Genomic DNA, 20,234 nt, shown 5'->3' with positions numbered 1-20,234 from the left:
TTTATTTGTGATGGAACCGCATCTTAGATATCGTAGTTTGAATCCGCTGCCCACTGCTACGGACGATGTTCCAATGCGCCAGAATGTGCAAAATGATGCAAGCAAGAAACAGATAGGAAAGCCAAAAATGTAGGCTTCTAGCAGTTTCAACCACTGCGTTGTTTTTGGTAAAGATGGGAGTGACCGTTGCAAGTCCGAAAAAAGGCACCTGACTGCCGTAAGAGTTTGCAATCAGAAAGCCCGTTATGGGAGCAACTAACATGAACCCATAGAGAACAGTGTGCAGGATAAACTTAAGTATCCAATTGTCTGTAGGAGTGGGTAAACGTCGCGAGTATTTGCTCCAGACAACCCGAATGAGCAGAGAAACCCGAGCAATGAGTAACATCATCACCAAAACTCCGATCGATTGGTGTAAAAAAGAGAGCAGTCCTTTTGGGCCAGTATAAAAAGCTCCCGTCTGAAGCCGAGCCACGATCGCGCCAGTGAGGTATACCAGCAGAAAACAAGCTGCCATGATCCAGTGTAAGGACATAAGCTGTTTGAAGGCACTCGTTGTTCGTCTCGTTGAGTCGATCGCTACCGTTCGAGTCATGGAATTTGTCTCCTTTGTTCAGCTTTGAATCGTTCACTCTGATGTTCCTAAACGAACTTTAAAAATCTGTGAATGTACAGAAAATTTTGTCGAAGGGAAAGCGAATATTCAAAACGCAAAAAGCTGAGAGGTAACTCAATCGCTACCCCTCAGATGCGATCAAGACAGAACGTTTAGAACAGGCTAAAATCTCTACTAGAGTAGCTGTTTAAGCTTTGCAGCCCTGCATCTCCAGCCTGATTGGTGAGATTGGCAAGGACACTAATCGTTCCACCGTTGCCAAGATCTTGAGAATAGACGAGGCGGTTAATTCCAAGGGTTGTGTTGAAATAAACAAATACCCCTTCAGTCGCTGTGATGGCATTATTTGCTGCGATCGCGCTTGCAGCAGACGCAGCATTGGGAAATGGGTCAAGCATCACAATGAAGTTACCATCACCCGCGATCTCTGAAGTAATACCTTTTTGAAGATTGATCTGATCAATACCGAGGTCGCTCCCTTTGAAAGTAAACTGATCGCTCCCAATCTGATAGTCGGTGATGATATCAGGAGTGTTGAGAGCTTGAATGCCAGTGGTGCCAACAAGGACTGGTGTTCCTCCAGAAAAAACGTTGCCAGCTATCACAAACCGATCTCTGCCATCGCCCCCTGTCAGCGTGTCGATTCCTTCACCACCAAAGAGAATGTCACGCCCTTTTCCACCTAGTAGACTGTCATTGCCAAGTCCGCCAATCAAAACATCATTGCCGTTTCCACCATCTAATTGGTCATTGCCTGCTTCTCCTAAAAGAAAGTCTTTACCTCGTCCGCCAGAGAGACTGTCATTCCCCTGGTTCCCTAGACTAAAACTACTGCGTCTAAAAGCAGAGATGCCCGACTCAAATACTGGATCTTGGAAAGGCTGTTTGGCAATGTTAGTGGAAAGTCCATCACTCAAGCTTCCATGTGTCCTGTAAGATTCAACTAGCTGCATTGGTTTCATCATCATTAATTCCTGGGCAAGTTAGCGACAGAACATGAGAATTGCTGTCTAACTTTAGATTGAAGGAGAAACTTTAAAAATCTGTGAATCTGTCATCTGCAATGTTCAAAATGAATCCATTTAATAACGCGATCGCAATTAGTAAGATAACGAATCTAGCATTGCCATTCCGCGTGTTCCATGAATTGCTGGGAAATCATCTGGCTCTAAGTTCTCACCTTTTTTGAGCATCAGTAACCGAGCCTGCATTGCGGCAACTTCCACTTGTTGTGAAGCGATAATTTCTCCGGCAAGTTGACGAACAAGCGGATCTCTTCCGTAGAGTAGAACAAGCCGCGCCATCTCTACAGCCCCTTCATGATGTGGAATCATCATCGCGAGAAAGTTAATATCTGGTTCGCCTATTGTGTCAATCTGATGCATTTCGGTCATCATTTTTTTCATCCCAACCTCCATCGCTTTGGAGAAAGCTACAAATTGACTAACTTGGCTAGAAGTTTTGGAATGTCGAAAATGAGGGTGACTTAACTCATCGGCAAGTGCTGGAAATGGTTGGAGTTTTAACAAGATGAGCGCGATCGCTAAGAGTTGAAAAAGACGTTGGAAAAGACCTTGAAAAAAACAATGACGAATCATGATAAACCTCCAAATCATCCGGCAGTTTGGCTAGAAGTTCCCGGACGCACATAAACAAGATTGATACTTTTCTTGTTGCGTAACTTACCAGAGGGCAGTGTTAATTCACCTAATGGGATCTGAGCGATGAAGGCTGGTTTGTGGGGTTTTGACACATCGAAGACAGTGCAGACGGTTTGTCCCGCCGCAGGTGTACCCGGCAACTCATCCTGTTCATGGGCGATATAGAGACGAGTATTCTCCGGATTTGTCCACAGCCCATGCGCCTCTCGTCCGTGGGTGAAAAATGTACCAATAACTTGCCGTTTTCCAGCAGGCTGCGATCGATCAATAATGACAACCTGACTCGATGCAATGCCCCTCAAACTGTCATCATCCACTCGTGCAAGTGTGACATAAGCGACTTTTCCTTGAGCGTTTTCAACGAATTCTAAATGATTGGGACGAGCACGATCGCCCAAAGCAAAAACATCCAAAACCCGATAGGAACCATTGGTTTCTCGCACTGAAATCGTATCGGCAAGTTTATGAGAAAACCAAATTTCTTGACCGTTTGGCGTAGTTTTCTGAAATGGAGTAAAGCCAAAGCGATCGTATTCACGGTTATCCAGGCGCATTTTTAGCTTGGGACGGCTCAACCCATTGCCATCGGGATTCACGTCAAACACCTCGATCAACGGCACTTTTTGAGAAATGACAAAAGCAGTTTGACCTTCTTGTGAAAACCAGATTTGTGCAGGGCCGTTGAGCGTTTGAATATACTGTCTCACGCCCCCCGTTGTGATGCCTTGTTGTAGTGCAGTTAGAGCCGCTTTGACTTCTACGATCGCAATCCGATTTTCACCTCGCAGCGCCACCCAGAGTTCTTTGCCATTTCGAGTAAACGTGGGTTCATGGGGTTCACGACCTAACAAAAGACCGCTGGATAACCAGTCCGAATTCACGGCTTTGTCTGGTGCTGTAAAGGAATTAGCTCGATTGCCAATCACTCGTTTGGTTTCGACATCAATCAGATAGAGATTGCTGGTTCCTCGACCTGTCACTGCCAACAGTTGCGAATCGGGTGAAGGAGCCGAGCCATGAATGTGAATTGCGCCATGATAAAGCGGTTTAGCGATCATTGCAGCTTGCGTTGGCATGACTCCACCTGTGACAAACCGAAAGGGCGGACGCGGATCTTCATCAAAACTCGTCAAGTTGATTGTCGTTTCGACTTGATTTGTTAAAGGGTTAATGACAGAGAGAGTATTAGAGTCTTCGTTGCAGATGAAGATGCAATCATTTGCGGTTGATGTTCCAGGTTTTGCGGACTGAGCAGTAAGTTGATTCATCGTGAGTCCAGTTGCGATCGTGACCGTCCCTGCCACAAAATGCCGTCGTGTAAGAGCCATTGTGAATTCCCATTGTGATGAAAGTTAAATGAAGGCTGAAGAAAAAGCTGCTTCTGGACTGGAACTATGTTCCGACGATCGCTAACTGCGGCTGAGGTCTGCCAGTTCTGTATACGACAATGGCAACTTGCAATAAATCACAAGGAATCGATAGGCTAAATACTAGAACTCGTTGCATGATTGAATCTCCAAAATAGGGGGATATCAAGCTCAAGCGTTAGGTGTGGTTTGCCTGATGAGTTCCAGTGTTTAAGCAAGACTTTAAAAAAGTGTGAATTTCTGAATTTGTGCCAGGAAGCTGTGTGAAGCGATCGCGCGACCGTTTGTCGCTAAAATCACAGTAATTTGCCGTGCATTCGCAGAAAGTATACTGTATACCTTATTCAAATTAGTCGTCTTTTCACATCACTATGAATCATCTCAAAGCGATCATTATCGGGGCGGGAATGGGCGGCTTGGCGACGGGGATTGCCTTGCGGCAGGTGGGTTATCAGGTTGAGATCTTCGATCGCGTCAAAGAACTGCGTCCCGCTGGAGCCGGAATTTCTCTCTGGTCAAACGGGGTCAAAGTCCTGAATCGTCTGGGTCTGGGTAAAGAGATCGCCAGCATCGGCGGACAGATGGATCGAATGCAATACTTCAGCCAGACGGGTGAGTTGCTGACCGATTTTAGTTTGGCACCGTTGATCAATACTGTCGGACAGCGCCCTTACCCCGTTGCTCGTACCGATCTGCAACAGATGCTATTAGATGCGTTTGGGGCAGAAAATGTGCAACTCAATGCCAAACTAGTTGCCGTCGAACAAAATACCGACCAAGTAACCGCGATTTTTGAAGACGGCCAGCGCGTGACTGGCGATGTATTAATTGGCGCAGATGGCACTCATTCCACCGTTCGGCAATACGTGTTAGGGCATCCTACAGAACGGCGCTACGTCGGCTATGTCAACTGGAATGGGCTAGTTCCGATTAGCGAAGATTTGGCACCCAAAGACAGTTGGGCAATCTATGTCGGTGAACACAAACGCGCTTCGATGATGCCTGTGGGCGGCGATCGCTTCTATTTCTTTTTTGATGTCCCACTTCCCAAGGGCACCGTCAGCCAACCCGAACAGCATCAAACCGAACTGATGGACTTCTTTAAAGGCTGGGCGGCTCCTGTACAAACTTTGATCCAGCGCTTAGATCCGTTGCGTACCAATCGAGTTGAGATTCATGATGTTGATCCGTTAGAGCGGTTGGCCAAAGGACGAGTTGTGTTATTGGGCGATGCGGCACACAGTACGGCTCCTGATTTGGGGCAAGGTGGCTGTCAAGCGATCGAGGATGCTGAAGTCGTTACGCGCTATCTCATTACCACAAATATTAGCGTAGAGGATGCTTTACTCAGATACGAATCAGAACGCAAAGGACGCACTTCTGATGTCGTCTTAAAAGCCAGGAAGCGATCAGAAATGACACATGGCAAAGATCCAGAAAAAACACAAGAATGGTATCAAGAACTCAAGCAAGAAGATGGTTCTAACATTATGAAAGCGATCTCAAACACGATTCTAGCTGGCCCAATGCGTTGAGCGCAAAAATCACTATGACTGGTAAACTAACAACTCACGTTCTGGATACCGCCCACGGATGCCCCGCCGCAAACCTGACGATCGAGCTGTGGGCAATCGAATCTCTATCCCAAAAAACACACCTCAAAACCCTGGTAACGAATGCTGATGGACGCACCGATCGCCCGTTTCTAGCCGACTCTGAACTTAAAGTAGGACGCTATGAACTTGTCTTTTGGGTAGGCGACTATTTTGCCAAAAAAGGGGATGAGTTGCCGGAGGTGCCCTTTCTTGATTGCGTTCCCATTCAGTTTGGCATTGCAGATTCCACTCTCCATTACCATGTGCCTCTGCTGACTTCTCCGTGGTCTTACAGCACTTATCGAGGAAGTTAACATGAATTCGATCGCTCAACTCAATCAACTCAGTCAACCCGAATTTGTTGAAGTATTGGGAGCTATTTTTGAAGATACGCCTGCGATCGCTCATCAGGTTTGGCATCAACGGCCCTTCAAAGATGTGACCGATTTACATCAAAAAATGATAGCTGTTGTAAATGACATGACTCAAGTCGAACAATTGACGCTGATTAAGGCGCATCCTGACCTGGGCAGCAAAACAAAAATGGCCGAAGCATCTGTCAAAGAGCAGTCTGGAGTCGGATTAGATCGCCTCACGCGAGAAGAGTACAACCAGTTTCAAGCGCTTAATCAAGCGTACAAAGATCGATTTGGCTTCCCGTTCATCGTAGCGGTTAAAAACCATACAAAGCAGACTATTTTAGAAGCGTTCGATCGACGATTACACCACTCATTCGAGCTAGAAATCACGCAAGCGTTGACCGAGATTTTTGAAATTGCGCGGTTTCGATTACACGATTTGATTGATTGAATGCAAAGTCTGTAATGATAGTCTGCATAGAATGGGAGAGTTGAAATGAGTGACGCGATCGTTTGGACAAGTGACGCAGAGGCCCGACTGAAAGAAATTCCGTTTTTTGTGCGTCCGGCTGCCCGTAAAAAAATCGAGAAATTTGCTCAAGAAGCAGGTCTCAGCCTAATCACCGTTGAAGTGTACGAGCAGGCAAAAAAACAGTTTGGTTAAGCGATTCAACTAAACTATCGCACGCGCCGTCTCCGCTGTGACTTTGGACGAGAAATGCCCGCAAGCGCCACGATCGAACCTACTAGCCCGATTGCATACCGTCCAAGGTGAGACTGCTTTTTGGGGCGTTCTGTTTGAATCTTCATCTCTGAGCGCTCATTCACCTTGGGCACATGAACCGCGTGTTTGGATGGTTCGATCGGCGTACCTCGATATTTTGAATAAACCTGCGTAAACTCTGCCCCAAACAAAAGAATCTGAGCCGAATAAAACACCCAGATCAAAACGACAACAAAAGAACCTGCTGCCCCATAGGTCGAGCCAACACTGCTACTTCCCAGATAAAGCCCCAACAAAAACTTACCAATGTTAAACAGCAACGCTGTCACACCCGCTCCTACCCAGAGATTTCTCCAAGGAACTCTTACATCCGGTAGAAACTTGTAGATTGCTGCAATTAACATTGTAATTACGCCAAACGAAATCACAAAATTAAGCAACTGACCAACAATAACAAGGTTAGGAACAAAGTTGCCAAACAGATTTGAGATGCCCGCTAAGATTGCTGAGAGCACAAGGGAAACTAATAATAGAAACCCAATCACCAACACCATCGCAAATGACAAAAATCGAGATTGTAGAAAGCTGCCGATTCCTTGCCCTGGTTTGGGTTTGACTTCCCAGATGGTATTGAGTGCGGCTTGCAGTTGACCAAATACACCCGACGCGCCAAACAGCAAAAAGACCACCCCGGTAATCGTCGCGATCGTTCCTCCTGATCCTGGCTTATTTGCATTAGCAATCATCGTTTGGATCGCTTCTGCCCCTTCTGAACCGACTAATCCTTGAATCTGCCCAATCAGTTCACCTTTTGCGGCCTCTTCACCAAAGACGGCCCCGGCAATCGCGATCGCAATCAGCAACAGGGGTGCAAGCGAAAACACAGTGTAATAAGCCAGCGCCGCCGCTAGTAGCGGAACATTATCCTCACTCCACTCAGCAACGGTATCTTTGAGAATTTTTACAACATCTTTGAGTTTCATCGTCTCATTCCCTTCGTCAGTCTTACGGACTATCGTCCACTACGGATACCCCAAGTCACATCGGTCTAGAGAAAGGGAAACGATCGCCAAAAACACCGCTCTTTGGAATAAGTTTGCCAATAAAACGTGAATTTGATGAAATCTCTCGCTCCGGTTGTCAATTCGAGCCGCTCCCTAAATCTCCTACGAGTGAGCAACTTTGAACCGTAAATCTAGTCTGAAAGTCCTCCAGATTGGGAGGTTGGGGGGCAGAAGCAGTTTACAACGAAGCGAAAAAACTCAATAGAATTCACATCAATACAAAACAAAAGGTGAGCCGAAGCTTAAAACATTCCGACCCACCTACGGGAATCTAAGTTGTGAGTTCCTGACTTAGGCGATGTGCAACTTCTTCTTAGCTCCCGTTTGAAGGGGGTTGGGGAATCGTACCGTTGGAGGCACAGTTTAGAGATCCCTTAATCCCTCTTCAAAAGCTACCGTGTACACACAAGTCGATCGATCTATCATCGCCGAGATCCCCCGCCCCCTAAATCCCCCATTCTGGGGGACTTTGAGAAAGAAAGGCTTCTAGAATGCAAAGAAACTTCTCAGGGGTTCAAAGTCCCTCACTCGTGGGGGATTTAGGGGGCAGAAGCCGACTCAAACGGAAACAATCCACTTGTCTGTACACGGAATCTTCAAAAGGGGGACGTTGATCAGAAAGTTGCACATTGCCTTGACTTAGCAGTTGTTGACCTAATTGTGCGATCGTGCCTTGGCTCGTTCAATTTGTCGTTCTAGTGCGGCAATTCCTGGCTCAGAGGCTCGAAGTTCGGCTTCTGCAATGATCGGGTGTTCTTTGTAGACAGAGTTGAGCAGAATATTGAGAACGCCGCCTGCATCTGCCCGCCGAACCGCCTCATGCGTAATAATCTCACCCACATTCAAGATCACCTGGTCTTGAGGATCTAAAATCACGCGGGTAACAGGTCGTCCTAGTGCCGATTCGATACGTTGTTGGTGCTGTAGTCGCTCACTCCGTTTTTGAAGCGTCATAAACTGCTCTTTGAGTTGTTGCCACAGCGTACTGACATTCTCTTGAGCAATCAGCGCTTGTTCTCGAAGCTGAGTTCCGGTACTAGAAAAAGTATCGTTTGCCTGACGACGCACAACTGACAGCGAAGGCAATCCAACAGATTCTAGAAGGGCCGCTTCTTGGTGATGAGACTGGGCGCGATTGACCATTTGATCCGTGACGATCTGGCCGGGAGCCGCAATGATGCGATCGTCTTCATCCCGTACCATTCGCTGAACCCGCCGACCTTTGGCTTGTTCGATCATGGTTTGGGCAAACTCACTGCCTTGGGCGATCGCACTTCGAGACAAGGTTTGTAGTCTGGTGCTGGCTGACTGAGTAGACTCCTGCAATTGCCGATTAATCTCTGCCGTGAGGCTGCCGTTAGTGGCTCGATAAACCTGATCTAACACACCCAATCGCTGCGCCTCTTCTGCTAGAGACAGCGTAACGACTTGATCTTGAACCATCAAAACTAGCCCATCCAATGTGTAAATCGGACGATCGACCAGTTTGCCGACGACATGTTCTAGCTGCGCCTCTGGACTTACTAATGCATTGGTGATCGAAGCGGCTGCACTTTGACTGCCTTGATCAAACCGATCGCTGGCGCGACTGCTGGCTTCTTGAAGTTGTAGTTGGGTTGTCTGAGCAACTTCTTTGAGTCGATGATTCGTTTCTTCGGCAGATTGTTGTAGGCGCTCGCTGGCAGACTGTGCGGCGGATTGAAGGCGTTGGGTTGCGACTTCGGTGGATTCTTGAATTCGGCTAGTAGCGGTTTGAACTGCTCCCCGAATGCCGCCCACCTGCTCCGCCATCAAATCAGCCGTTTCGGGCGGGACAAACGTAATATCTTCGCCAATATTTACCGTTTTGGGAGCCGGGATAAACGATCGTCCGGAATAAGCATCTGCAAATAGACCACCCGATGCTTCATAACCTTCGATCGTGCCGCTCTGTTCATCAAAGTACAGGTCAACAATCAGTCCCAAATAGCGTCCATCTGTCGTCAAAATTCGGTCTCCTTTCAGCACCAGTTTATTCACTAAAACCGACTGAATTTCAGGAACTCGTTTTGCCGAAACGATCGCAGTTTTATCAGGAATCACAATCGCATCAGGCCCGATCGCTTGTATATTCTGCCAGGAAACCACCTGTGGCGACTGAAACAATCCCCCTTCGCTGACTAAAAAACCAAGTAGCTGATTGGCAGTCTGGTCAAAAATGAGATCCTGCACTCGTGCAATTCGTTTGCCTGTGTCAAAAGCAACTATGACTTTACCCAGAACATCACTACCTTTACGCATCTCTTTTCCTTATCTATTTGTACTAAAAGTTTCTCAAATGACAGAGCGACAGACTGATTTGCCTTTCAAGAAATTGAATATTCGTTACCCTCACGGTCTGTTGAACTAAGCTCGTTAAATCACTTCTTCAACTCGGCTTGGCTGATAGTTATATCGACCGTCTCGCCCAAATCCTTGAATCAAATTGATATAGCCTGCAAATTCTAGAAAGGTGCCCGCTGCGATTGCCAGCAACAAAAATAGAGCGATCGTCGAATCAGAATTAGAACGCTTGCCCACCAATCTCGGCATAGTATTTCTCCCCGTAATATAGTTTCAGTAAATCAAAGAGCAGTGTTTAGAAGCGCTGTCTACCTTGTGAATGTAGTAAAAACGATTCTTATAGTTGTCTCAATATAGTGAGTGTATAGAGAACCTGACAGGCTTCGCACCTCTCAATAGATGTAAGTCTTATGGATAGGAATGATTAGTTTTTGATGTTTTATTCAGCCATAATTTATTAATTGCAATATTCACTCCCTAGAAACCATAGTATCGCTGCAAGCTATGCCAAAAGACAGAGAAAAAGCTGAGTTTTATTAAATAACTCCCCTCTCAAGATAGTGTGTTTGAAGTTACAGAAGGCATAATCTTTCCATTGAGCGACAATTACTATTCTTTAATGAGGACATCAATTATGGCTAACGAAACTGGTAAGAAAACTGTAAGAGATACGTCTGAGCGCGCCGAATTTGACACCTACGATCGTGGGATTGTCCCCGCTGAGACAGCCGCCCGCAAAGAACGAGAAGGAGAACTTTATAAACAACATCCCACCGAAGAACGGGAAGCCAGCGCGCCTACGGATGACCAGACCGACTCAGAAAGCATCCGCACGACAGATGGCTACACGGTAGACAAGGAAGGGTTGGTTAACAACTATGCGGTCGAGCCAGAAATGTACTACGAAGTGCCCGGAGATGCTCGTCAAGCAGAAGAAGAACGGGAAGCCGCCCGCGCCGCCGAACTCGCCGAAGTTAACGATGGTAGTGAAGGTGAATTGACAATGGAGAGAGACGACCGTGGCAGAGGCCCAGGAGCCGTTTAACTTAACGCCACTTCAATAGAGCGCTCTTGCTTCGGAGTTTTGTAGGGGGATATTGACACTACTAAACTACTGGAAGTTCTTTTATCCCTCGTTTCTAATTTAACAAAACCTCAGATCCCTAATTTCTTTAAGAGATTGGGGATTTTGTAATAGAATAAAACTTGAACTTATTTAACAGTTTTGGCTTGAGAAGGTAATAAGTCTGATTCTAAAACCCCCTCGATCGGCAACGTTACCTTAAAAGTCGAACCTTTACCAGGCTCCGAAACAAGACTAATTTCACCTTGTAATGACTTGACCAATCGATCAACGATCGCTAACCCCAACCCCGTACTGTCAGCCGGATGAAATCCTGTCGGCAAACTCGCTCTCACAAAGGGCTGAAATAAGCGACTCTGATCTTCTGGTGAAATGCCCAAACCTGTATCAGTCACGCTCAACAACCAGTGCTGAGAGGTTAGAGAATGCGCCTTGATCGTGATGCCTCCCGTCTCAGTGTAGCGAATCGCATTACTCACCAAATTGGTTAAGATCTGTTGCAGTCTGAGCGCATCGATCGTGACTTCATCAGGTGCAAACTCATCCTCAATGTAAAGCTGTAACCCTTTATTATCAGCAAGCGGCTGCATCACCTCGATCACAGTCTGGATTAGCGATCGTACTTCCACCGTTGATTGCTTGAGGGCGACTTTTCCTGGCTCGTAGCGTGACCACTCCAGCGTGCTATTAATTAGACGTAACAGCAATCGACCACTTCGCAACACCTGTTCAATATGACTCAGACTGGGGGCGGTATCTCTAACATTAGAAGGGACATTAGAGAGCTGTTGCTGACGCAAAAACAGTTCTGAGTAGCCAATAATGGACGTAAGCGGCGTTTTTAATTCGTGTGCCAAAACGGATAGGCTGTCTTGATTGACATGTACCAGTCGATCGAGTTCTTCAACGGTTAACATCAATTGACTTTGCACCTGCTCTAATTCTTGTAGTCGTTGTTCGACATAGCTTTTAAAGCATTGAGAAATCGCTGCATCAACCACCATATCAATTAGAGAAATGGTTCGCAGTAGTTCATCTGGCGTTCCTTGAAGTAACTCGGTTTTTAGGTGAGCAACGATCGTCGATCGCAGCAGATGATATTCGCGCACAACTTCAGTCGGATCAAAGTCCTGTTCTGCTCTGAGTGCTCCATGTTGAAAGCTGGCTTTTGCAATGGTATCTAGATCACCCACTTCCGTTTTTGCCAACACTGTTGAGAGCGCAACTAGCACGTCTGCAACATGATCTTCGACTGCCTTGCGGGAAAGATGGTCAGTACTTTTGATCTGTTCATCTCGAAAGACAGCATCAATCCAGGACTGAGCGATCGTTTCTACCTTGTCGGACAATAATTGACTAAAATCTTGCATAAACTTGCATAAAAAGTAAATGTTAAGCTAATACTTCTGCAATTACCGCTCTGCGACTTTAAGAAGAATAAGAAGGAGCTTAAAGGGGTCATACATTCTGCATAGTCTAACATCAATTATTTTTGCAATTATTTCTGCAACAAAGAAGGGACGTGTACAATAACGCCCCCGTCCTCGACTATCCAAAACAGCATAAAAAATGCAACGCTTTATCTAGTTGGCGCTGGATTCAGTACCAGAACTCAATACATTGTCATCTGGCTTTTCTTTGCGGTGCCAGCTTCCATCCTCACCACGCTGAAATCCCTGCTTGATGCTATTCCAGGCGATACTAAGCGCAGCTTCTCGACCCAGACCATCATCCTGTGCATTCTTAAAAGCAGCCATAAAGACTTGATCAGACCCATCCATCAGTTGATCAGTCACTTCCGATGGCAAACCAGTATTTTGTTCATCTACATCGTCTCGCTGTGCAGCAATATCATCCGCTTGAAAACGATCGGTTGTTTGTGCAGTTTCAAAGGGTTGCTCTGGCATAAAAAAATACTCCTGTTATCTATCTTTTCGAGCAATCATTCTATGAATCTGGTTCCTCAACCTCATCCTTCTAAAAGTAGGAGAAATCCTCAATTGATCTCTGTCTAAAAGAAGAAATTTTTGATTGCTAACCCAACACACAGCCTGAGCGGGCCGCGAGATTGATCACTGGTTGATCGCTTGTTTCTGACAAATCAGCCGAGCCAAACAATAGTTTATTGGGCAGTGCTTTTAATTCTATTTTGAAGCGATCGAGGCTGAGTTTTAGTGCAGAAGTTCCAACATTGACGGCAATGATCAGGACTTCTTGATCGAGGGTGCGGGCAAAGATGTAGCCGTCTCCTTCGGCATGAAGAACTTTGTAGTTGCCAATCCTCAAAGCAGGGTGAGCGTGACGCAGGGCAATTAGTTGACGGTGATAGGTGAGAAGGTTCTGGTTCCACTCGGATGGATCTGGAAAACCGCGACGAGAATCAGGGTCGATCGCGCCCGGCAAACCCACTTCATCCCCATAATAAATGCTAGGCGCACCGGGGTAAGTCATCAGCAACAGTGTAGAAAGCTCAATGCTAGGCACATCACCATCGGCAATGGTCAGCAATCGCGCAGTGTCATGGCTCGCTAATAGATTTAACTGAGTTAATTGAATCTGCCAATCATACAGTTTTAACAACTTTTGAATCTTCTTGGCGTACTGAGAAGCCGATAGAGCCGGATACGGTTTGTAATCACGACTTTCAACCTGATCGAGAATCACCCGATCGCCTGCTGTAAATGCGATGGTCGGCCCTGTAAACAGATAATTCATCACGCCATCAAATTGAGTCCCATCCAACCATTGTCGAGAATCTCCCCAGACTTCACCCACGATGTAGGCTTCCGAATTGACAGCTTTGACGCGATCGCGAAACTCCTGCCAAAATCCCTCAGCTTCGATCTCAAACGGTACATCCAACCGCCAACCATCAATGCCAAACTTGAGCCAATATTCAGCAATCTCCATCAGATATTCGCGCACTTCTGGATTGTCGTGATTAAACACGGGCAGCGCTCGATTGCCAAACCATCCCTCGTAGTTGGCGGGAAACTCTCCGTTATAGGCATTGACGGGCCATTTATAGATTTTGAACCAGTTGACCCAGGGAGAATGCGGCCCGTTTTCTAACACATCATGAAAGAAGAAAAACCCCCGACTCGAATGATTGAACACCCCGTCTAACACCACTTTGATATCGCGACGGTGAGCCTCATCCAAAAAATCTCGAAATGCTGAATTGCCACCCAAGAGGGGATCAACTTGATAATAGTCGTGTGTATGGTAGCGATGATTGCTGGCTGATTGAAAAATCGGAGTGAAATAAATCGCAGTGATACCCAAATCTTGAATATAATCTAACTTCTCTGTGACTCCCCACAAGTCTCCTCCCTTATAGCCTTGCAGCGTTGGGGTTGCCTGCCAGTCTTCCCAGCGATCGTGCTGCAAAAATCGATGAGGTGGCGTTTTAGATTTGGCGAAGCGATCGGGGAAAATTTGATAAAAAACCGCGTGTTTAACCCAGTCTGGTGTTTGAATTTGCATCGAGGTTGTTCGGTGAAGTGGTTCTGTGATCTCCATTGCCAAGGGTACAGGCCCTTGAGAATTTTTGAGTCTCACCTGTGGTAGAAAATACCCTTGTCAAATTCCTGTTTATTGAAAGTGCGATCGCAACTAGTATTCTAGAGATTATTAAATTTTTGCTACAACAAGAAGCTTTTTCATCTCCGTAAGCCACGATAGCTACAGCCAGAAGTGAAACTCCTTACGCTGAAAAGTTACCTCATTCCCAGGGTCAATCTATGCAACTTAAAGATTTGGTCGCACAAAACAAAGTCATCAACCTGGCAACGCTGACCAGTGATAAAGAACTTGTCAAAGATCTGCAAACTCGTCTAAGTGCGATCGGCTTTTTGCCCGGTGATGTCAAGACGACGATCGATGGTGTGTTTGGGCCTGCTACAAAAGCCGCGCTTGAAAACTTCTGCAAATCGGCTCATCTCAACAATGCTGCGACGGGTTTGTTTGGCCCAACCTTTGCCCGCAAATTAGTCGATGTGCGTCCGCCTTTAGTCGCTTCACCAGCCTTGGTCGCCAACAGTCCTAAAAATGATGCGCTGGCAACGGCCCTCAAATTTACGCTGCAATGGGAAGGCGGCTACGTTAATCATCCCGATGATCCCGGTGGGGCGACGAATATGGGGGTGATTCAAGACACTTACGATACGTATCGAATTGAGAAACGGTTGCCGACTCAGCCTGTTGAGTTGATCACCCACGAAGAGGTTCACGACATCTATTTTTCAATGTATTGGAAGCCGTCTCAAGCCACAATTATGGTGTTGCCGCTGGCGGTGGCGCACTTTGATACGGCGGTCAATTTTGGAGTGGGTGGCGCGATCGAGTTTTTACAAGAAGCGTTGGGAATCAGCGCGGATGGGGTTTTTGGCCCTGGCACTCAGGCAAAGCTATCAGCTCACAACAATGCTCAAACCGCCGCCAAAATTGTCCAGGGTCGGATTAATTATCGCAATCAGCGCGTGGATTCTAATCCCAGTCAAGAGGTTTTTTTGCAGGGCTGGCTCAATCGAGACAATGATTTGGGGCGCTTTTTGAAGACGGCGATCAGTTGACAGGGATGAGGAAGAAGGAATGAGGGAGAACTTCGATGATCTGTTCCCCCTGTGGGGGTAATCCGGTTCGCGAGGAGGGATGAATCGCCTATTCCTTGAGACTTTAAGCGGGAAGGTTTCGTTAATTTTGTCGGATAGGTTTTGTCAGATCGTTTTGTTAGATCAACGTGGACTCGACTCTTTGCGGGTGACTTGAAGAAATCGGTTTTTTTGCTTCGGGGTTTGGATCTTTTGCCTCCCAACTCCCTACTTCTGGAGGACTTTCAGACAAGATTTGTGGTGCAAAGTTTCTTACAGATTGAATCTGCGTTTAATCGATGATGTACTGGAAGAGCAAGTAGACCATAAAGGTTAGCCAGATCAGGGCAAATAGAGCAGTTCCCAGTGATAGCCAACCGATCGCACTGAAAATGCTGACAAGTCCCTGCCCTTGAGTGGTGCTAGAACGGCGGTGAAACTCCTGCCAAAGAACGATCGTGGCATTCACAGCCAGCACGCCTGCAAACATCGTTGCCCACTGTAGCCAATCTTGCTCGGTGATAAATCGATATCGAGAAATTAGGGTGCCAGCGTTGGCGCTACTGGGGACAAACGTGGGATTTCTCAAGGGTGAAATGCGGTGGATGAAAAGAGCGATCGGCACCGTTAAACCGACTAAAAATCCCAGACTGATCGCTGGAAGGTATCGCCATCGAGAAGCCATTTGTCTAGATCCTCCGATCGTTCCTGTTGAGCGGCTGTAATCGCCTGCATAGCTGAAATTTGAACCTAGCACTGAGTAGTTTGTCTTTGCCACCCACACTATATCAAATCAATTTGTTAATGCTACAGATCCTTCGCCTCCTAAATCCCCCAATCAGTGGTGTCAAATTAAGAAAAAGGAGAAAAAATCAAGGGGGTGTGACCTGTGATCTAGGGTAAAGCTAGATGCATGAGAGGTCAGTGGGATGCCTAGAAAACATCGTTACGATAACCTTGTCGTGGCAATGGCGGATGGGTCGGCGTTGGAAGCGCAGCTAACCGTTACAAATGACGGATTCCGGTGATGAGTCCCGCGCAAATGCCTGTCAGGAAGTTGAGGTCGATCGTTTCCAGTCGATCGCTGTCCTGGTGATAATGGGGATTTCTCAAGTCGGCGGTGTCGGTGATCATAAAAGCTCGATCACCTCGATCCCAAAATGGCGCATGGTCGCTGCGGCGTGTCAGAGGGAGAATTTTCCCTTTTTGGGGGACGGGCAGCCATTCACACTTGACCCCAGCTTGACGAATCGCTTGATGCAGACGCAGCATATCGGGAATCGATTTTAAATTGCCAACCAACCCAATAAAATCGCCCTGATGAGGATAGAACCGCTCCAGTCCAGCGGGATAGGCTTGAGAATGGGGGCGTGAAGTGCAATAGCCCAACATTTCGAGCGAAATCATCAGGCGTAACGGTTCGTTTTGCAGGGAATTAGCGTAATGGGTGCTGCCTGCTCGATCGTAAGTCGTTTCCTCAAAGTCAAAGGCAACCAATCGAACAGGATATCGAGCCGAATCTGTACTAAAAGCTCTCGCTAATTCGAGTAATACAGCTACTCCGGTGGCATTGTCGTCGGCTCCAAGAGAACCCGGAAAAGTATCGTAATGGGCACCAATTAAAATCGGTGGTTTGGTTTGTTTTCCTGCCAGATTTAAAACCCAATTTGTATGCGTTCTTTGACCAATTTTGAACTCGTGACGATCGACCGATCCCCATTGTTCAAATGTTTGGCGAATATATTGTTGTACATAAAAATGTCCGACCGTTGCTAGATAAGCATCTCGTTCTCGAATAATTTCTAAAAGGTGCGATCGCAGCCGTTCTTTGAGTTCCAGCATTTTTAAAGAGTCTCGCTCACTAACTTACTGCTTTAGAGGGATGAAATCAAAAATTAGAGAAAGGAGTATTCTTTCTAACAAAACTTTTATAACAATCAGCAGATGATCAGCAGGTTGGTGTGTTGAAATCTTTGAACATTCAGAATTTTTGGTGGTAATTCTGATCTTTTCAAGCAGAAAGTTTTGAGTTCTTGCAACCGACTCGAATCGAAGTGATTGTTCTGGATGCGATCGAGTTCTTTCATAGACTTTTCAGAGGTGTGAGTGAGATTTTATGATTAAAAAAGAACTGCAACAAGGCGCGATCGGACTGGCTTTTCTTGCAGGAGGGTTACTTTCTAACACAGCGGCTTGGGCAGAAAGTCCCGCGATCGACGCGCAAAATTTTGGTCTAGAAGCCGATTCCCCTGACGTGGCGGCCCTGGATCAAGTCACCTCTGTCTCGCAGCTTACGGATGTGCGACCTACTGACTGGGCGTTTCAGGCGTTGCAGTCTCTAGTCGAACGGTATGGCTGTATTGCAGGATATCCCGACAAGACCTATCGCGGCAATCGGGCCATGACTCGCTACGAATTTGCGGCCGGATTGAATGCTTGCCTCGATCGTGTGAATGAATTAATTGCAGCCGCCACATCAGATTTGGTCAAAAAAGAAGACCTGGCAACCCTACAAAAACTTCAGGAAGAATTTGCCGCAGAATTGGCGACCTTGCGCGGACGAGTCGATGCCTTAGAAGCCCGCACCTCGACCTTAGAAAAACAGCAGTTTTCAACTACAACCAAACTGGGCGTTGAACTCGTCGCTTATCTGGCAGATGCTTATGGAGACAACGCCGATCGCCTCAACAATCCCAACCTTGGCTATCGGGCCCGCTTTGATTTTGACACCAGCTTTTCGGGGCGCGATCGGCTGAGAGTCCGTTTACAGTCTACTAATCTGCGCCGCTTGGATACGGGCACTCAGTTTCCGGCTGGAGTCTTGAGCGGACAGACTGACGAATCGCGCTTTTTGGCCACCAGCGTTTCTCAAAATGGTCAAGTTACAATCAATCGACTGCAATATCGCTTTCCGGTTGGCGAAAATCTCACGGTTTATCTAGACGCGAATACGATCGATCCCAGCATCATCACCGATCCAATTACGCCCTTCAATGATCAGGTCACAGGCTCGCTTTCTAACTTTGCTCAAATTAATCCGATTTTCTTTCCGATCGGCAACCGGGCTGGATTGGCTGCCAACCTCAAACTCTCACCCGCAATCAGTTTGGACTTTGGCTACTACGGAGAAGACTCGACGCTCGGCGGGCCCAACTTCCCAGACGAAAAATCAGGCATTTTTAACGGGGGGCATAGCGCCTGGAGCCAGCTTGTTTATAACTCTGGAGCGCTGAAATTTGGTCTGATGTATGTGAATACCTATTCAGTCGCCAATGGAGTCGATACGCTGGCAGGAAGCAATGCGGCAAAAGTGATCGGGGCAGGGCCAGTACAAGGCAATTCCTACGGCGTTCAGCTTAGTTATCGATTGGCTCCCAAATTTGAACTAGCTGGCTGGGTTGGCTACACCGCGGCCCGATCGCTCGGAGACGGCACCAAAGGCGATGCAGATGTCTGGAACTACGCCATCAATTTAGCGTTTCCTGACCTGGGCAAAAAAGGCAATCTGGGCGGCCTCGTCTTTGGAATGCAGCCCAAACTCACCAGCACTAGCAATGACGCACTCGCCCAAGCGATCGGACTCCCCGCAGGTCAACGCAGCGATCGCAACACGGGCTATCACATTGAGGCATTTTACCGCTACCAACTCACGGACAACCTTTCGATCACACCGGGCGTAGTATGGCTGACGGCCCCTAATCATGACGATCGCAATCCCGATGTCGTCATTGGAGTAATCCGAACTACCTTCGTGTTCTAGATTACCTACTTCGGTAGTTGTGAGCATTGGATTAATTGATTTACATCTGTTGTAAGAAGTATGAGGGTGAATAGAATGAAACGACGAAAGGTAGTACTGAGTGGATTGTTTTTGACATCGCTGGCGACCAGTGCGATCGTCGGATGCAGCAATCAATCGGCCAGCACTCAGGGCAGTGGCGGCGACAGTAAAGTTTTAACGATGGTCACATCACCAGACTATCCACCCTACGGATTCTACGACACATCGGGAGGTGAACGAAAAATAGTCGGATTTGACATCGACATCGCGAACTATATCGCCAAAGAATTGGGATACGAACTGAGAATTCAAGAATCCAATTTTGACGGTCTGATTCCCGCTCTGCAAGCCAAACGCGCTGATTTTGTCATGGCAGGAATGACCCCCACCGAGGAGCGCAAAAAAAATGTTGATTTCTCGACACTTTACTTTCAAGCGCAGAATGCGATCGTCGCCCTCAAAGGTAGTAATTTGACGACTCCAGAAAGTCTAGCAGGCAAAAAAGTGGGGGTACAGTTAGGCTCGATTCAAGCAGGCGACCTTAAGAAAATTAGCGAAAAAGTCAAAGGAATCGAAGCCAAAACGCTCAACAGAATCCCTGAAATCGTTCAAGAAGTCAAATCAAAGCGCATCGATGCCGCCATTATCGAAAACACCGTGATCGAAGGGTTGATCAAAACCAATCCCGATCTAGAGTTCAACATCATCCCGTCTGAAGGGCCGTCGGGGTCAGCGATCGCCTTCCCAAAAGGGTCAACTCGCGTCGAAGAATTCAACAAAGTATTACAAAAAATGAAAGACAGCGGAGAACTCGATCGCCTCGCCAAAAAATGGTTCTCCACCAGCATTCCTCCCTCTCCAGCAGCGTCCCCAGCCGCCTCTCCAACCGCCTCTCCAACCGCTTCCCCAACTGCCTCCCCAACCACCTCACCCTAATCTTCCACCACCCTCAAACCGAGGGATCACAGAAAAATTAAATTTATTTTCTCCTCCCTCCTCCCTCCTCCCTCCTCTCTCCTCCCTCCTCTCTCCTCCCTCCTCTCTCCTCCCTCCTCTCTCCTCCCTCCTC

At 47.1% G+C, this 20,234-nt stretch carries 20 protein-coding genes; 8 read left to right on the top strand and 12 right to left on the bottom strand.

The genetic code is table 11. The annotated features are described in order from the left end of the window. Position 1 precedes the first annotated feature (1 nt). The 4 genes from ACKFKF_RS18190 to ACKFKF_RS18175 form a co-directional block, all read right to left on the bottom strand. Positions 2 to 595 carry a cytochrome b gene (locus ACKFKF_RS18190; RefSeq protein WP_446868986.1) on the bottom strand — a complete coding sequence of 198 codons (594 nt, stop codon included), beginning with the start codon at positions 593 to 595 and terminating at the stop codon, positions 2 to 4. Between the two features lie 173 nt (positions 596 to 768). Further along, positions 769 to 1,581 (bottom strand): hypothetical protein, encoded by an 813-nt coding sequence (locus tag ACKFKF_RS18185; RefSeq protein WP_446868985.1) that lies wholly within the window; start codon positions 1,579 to 1,581, stop codon positions 769 to 771. Positions 1,582 to 1,716: 135 nt separating this feature from the next. Next, positions 1,717 to 2,214 carry a DUF305 domain-containing protein gene (locus ACKFKF_RS18180; protein ID WP_446868983.1) on the bottom strand — a complete coding sequence of 166 codons (498 nt, stop codon included), beginning with the start codon at positions 2,212 to 2,214 and terminating at the stop codon, positions 1,717 to 1,719. Positions 2,215 to 2,228: 14 nt separating this feature from the next. After that, positions 2,229 to 3,605, bottom strand: coding sequence for a YncE family protein (locus tag ACKFKF_RS18175; RefSeq protein WP_446868982.1), 1,377 nt, complete (start codon positions 3,603 to 3,605; stop codon positions 2,229 to 2,231). A gap of 410 nt (positions 3,606 to 4,015) precedes the next feature. Here ACKFKF_RS18175 and hpxO point away from each other — a divergent pair, with 410 nt between their 5' ends. The 4 genes from hpxO to ACKFKF_RS18155 are packed head-to-tail and all read left to right on the top strand — an operon-like array spanning position 4,016 to position 6,262. Next, positions 4,016 to 5,179 carry an FAD-dependent urate hydroxylase HpxO gene (gene hpxO / locus ACKFKF_RS18170; protein WP_446868981.1) on the top strand — a complete coding sequence of 388 codons (1,164 nt, stop codon included), beginning with the start codon at positions 4,016 to 4,018 and terminating at the stop codon, positions 5,177 to 5,179. 14 nt (positions 5,180 to 5,193) lie between these two features. Then, positions 5,194 to 5,553: a hydroxyisourate hydrolase gene (gene uraH / locus ACKFKF_RS18165; protein WP_446868980.1), complete on the top strand. Its 360-nt coding sequence runs from the start codon at positions 5,194 to 5,196 to the stop codon at positions 5,551 to 5,553. Position 5,554: 1 nt separating this feature from the next. Further along, positions 5,555 to 6,049 carry a 2-oxo-4-hydroxy-4-carboxy-5-ureidoimidazoline decarboxylase gene (uraD, locus tag ACKFKF_RS18160; RefSeq protein ID WP_446858731.1) on the top strand — a complete coding sequence of 165 codons (495 nt, stop codon included), beginning with the start codon at positions 5,555 to 5,557 and terminating at the stop codon, positions 6,047 to 6,049. Between the two features lie 45 nt (positions 6,050 to 6,094). Then, on the top strand, positions 6,095 to 6,262 hold the full coding sequence (locus tag ACKFKF_RS18155; RefSeq protein ID WP_446868979.1) for a PCP reductase family protein: 168 nt from the start codon (positions 6,095 to 6,097) through the stop codon (positions 6,260 to 6,262). A 14-nt stretch (positions 6,263 to 6,276) separates the two neighbouring features. Here the strand turns inward: ACKFKF_RS18155 and ACKFKF_RS18150 are convergent, their stop codons facing one another. From ACKFKF_RS18150 to ACKFKF_RS18140, 3 genes are all read right to left on the bottom strand, one after another. Next, positions 6,277 to 7,305: a YihY/virulence factor BrkB family protein gene (locus ACKFKF_RS18150; protein WP_446868978.1), complete on the bottom strand. Its 1,029-nt coding sequence runs from the start codon at positions 7,303 to 7,305 to the stop codon at positions 6,277 to 6,279. 735 nt (positions 7,306 to 8,040) lie between these two features. Next, positions 8,041 to 9,666: a PRC-barrel domain-containing protein gene (locus tag ACKFKF_RS18145; RefSeq protein ID WP_446868977.1), complete on the bottom strand. Its 1,626-nt coding sequence runs from the start codon at positions 9,664 to 9,666 to the stop codon at positions 8,041 to 8,043. A gap of 114 nt (positions 9,667 to 9,780) precedes the next feature. Then, on the bottom strand, positions 9,781 to 9,957 hold the full coding sequence (locus tag ACKFKF_RS18140; RefSeq protein WP_446858735.1) for a hypothetical protein: 177 nt from the start codon (positions 9,955 to 9,957) through the stop codon (positions 9,781 to 9,783). Positions 9,958 to 10,342: 385 nt separating this feature from the next. On the opposite strand from ACKFKF_RS18140, the gene ACKFKF_RS18135 reads away from it, so the two are divergent. Beyond that, a complete protein-coding gene (locus tag ACKFKF_RS18135; protein ID WP_446868976.1) occupies positions 10,343 to 10,753 on the top strand; it encodes a hypothetical protein in 411 nt (136 codons plus the stop codon). 167 nt (positions 10,754 to 10,920) lie between these two features. Here ACKFKF_RS18135 and ACKFKF_RS18130 read toward each other — a convergent pair whose 3' ends face one another. From ACKFKF_RS18130 to ACKFKF_RS18120, 3 genes are all read right to left on the bottom strand, one after another. Continuing rightward, a complete protein-coding gene (locus ACKFKF_RS18130; protein WP_446868975.1) occupies positions 10,921 to 12,162 on the bottom strand; it encodes an ATP-binding protein in 1,242 nt (413 codons plus the stop codon). 213 nt (positions 12,163 to 12,375) lie between these two features. Further along, positions 12,376 to 12,699, bottom strand: coding sequence for a ChaB family protein (locus ACKFKF_RS18125; protein WP_446868974.1), 324 nt, complete (start codon positions 12,697 to 12,699; stop codon positions 12,376 to 12,378). 127 nt (positions 12,700 to 12,826) lie between these two features. Continuing rightward, positions 12,827 to 14,278: a glycoside hydrolase family 13 protein gene (locus tag ACKFKF_RS18120; protein ID WP_446868973.1), complete on the bottom strand. Its 1,452-nt coding sequence runs from the start codon at positions 14,276 to 14,278 to the stop codon at positions 12,827 to 12,829. A gap of 257 nt (positions 14,279 to 14,535) precedes the next feature. Between ACKFKF_RS18120 and ACKFKF_RS18115 the strand changes: the two genes are divergently transcribed. Beyond that, a complete protein-coding gene (locus ACKFKF_RS18115; RefSeq protein WP_446868972.1) occupies positions 14,536 to 15,366 on the top strand; it encodes a glycosyl hydrolase 108 family protein in 831 nt (276 codons plus the stop codon). A 310-nt stretch (positions 15,367 to 15,676) separates the two neighbouring features. Here ACKFKF_RS18115 and ACKFKF_RS18110 read toward each other — a convergent pair whose 3' ends face one another. Both ACKFKF_RS18110 and ACKFKF_RS18105 read right to left on the bottom strand, forming a co-directional pair. Next, positions 15,677 to 16,069: a hypothetical protein gene (locus tag ACKFKF_RS18110; RefSeq protein WP_446868971.1), complete on the bottom strand. Its 393-nt coding sequence runs from the start codon at positions 16,067 to 16,069 to the stop codon at positions 15,677 to 15,679. Between the two features lie 320 nt (positions 16,070 to 16,389). Then, positions 16,390 to 17,226, bottom strand: a complete 837-nt coding sequence (locus ACKFKF_RS18105) for a M28 family peptidase (protein WP_446868970.1) — start codon at positions 17,224 to 17,226, stop codon at positions 16,390 to 16,392. Between the two features lie 274 nt (positions 17,227 to 17,500). On the opposite strand from ACKFKF_RS18105, the gene ACKFKF_RS18100 reads away from it, so the two are divergent. Further along, the gene (locus ACKFKF_RS18100; RefSeq protein ID WP_446868969.1) at positions 17,501 to 19,144 is read left to right on the top strand and encodes an iron uptake porin; all 1,644 of its coding nucleotides are present in this window, start codon (positions 17,501 to 17,503) and stop codon (positions 19,142 to 19,144) included. Between the two features lie 75 nt (positions 19,145 to 19,219). Beyond that, positions 19,220 to 20,101 carry a transporter substrate-binding domain-containing protein gene (locus ACKFKF_RS18095; protein ID WP_446868968.1) on the top strand — a complete coding sequence of 294 codons (882 nt, stop codon included), beginning with the start codon at positions 19,220 to 19,222 and terminating at the stop codon, positions 20,099 to 20,101. Positions 20,102 to 20,234: the final 133 nt, after the last annotated feature.

The sequence above is a fragment of the Phormidesmis sp. 146-12 genome (genome assembly GCF_052939495.1).
This window is presented reverse-complemented; position numbering and strand designations above follow the sequence as displayed.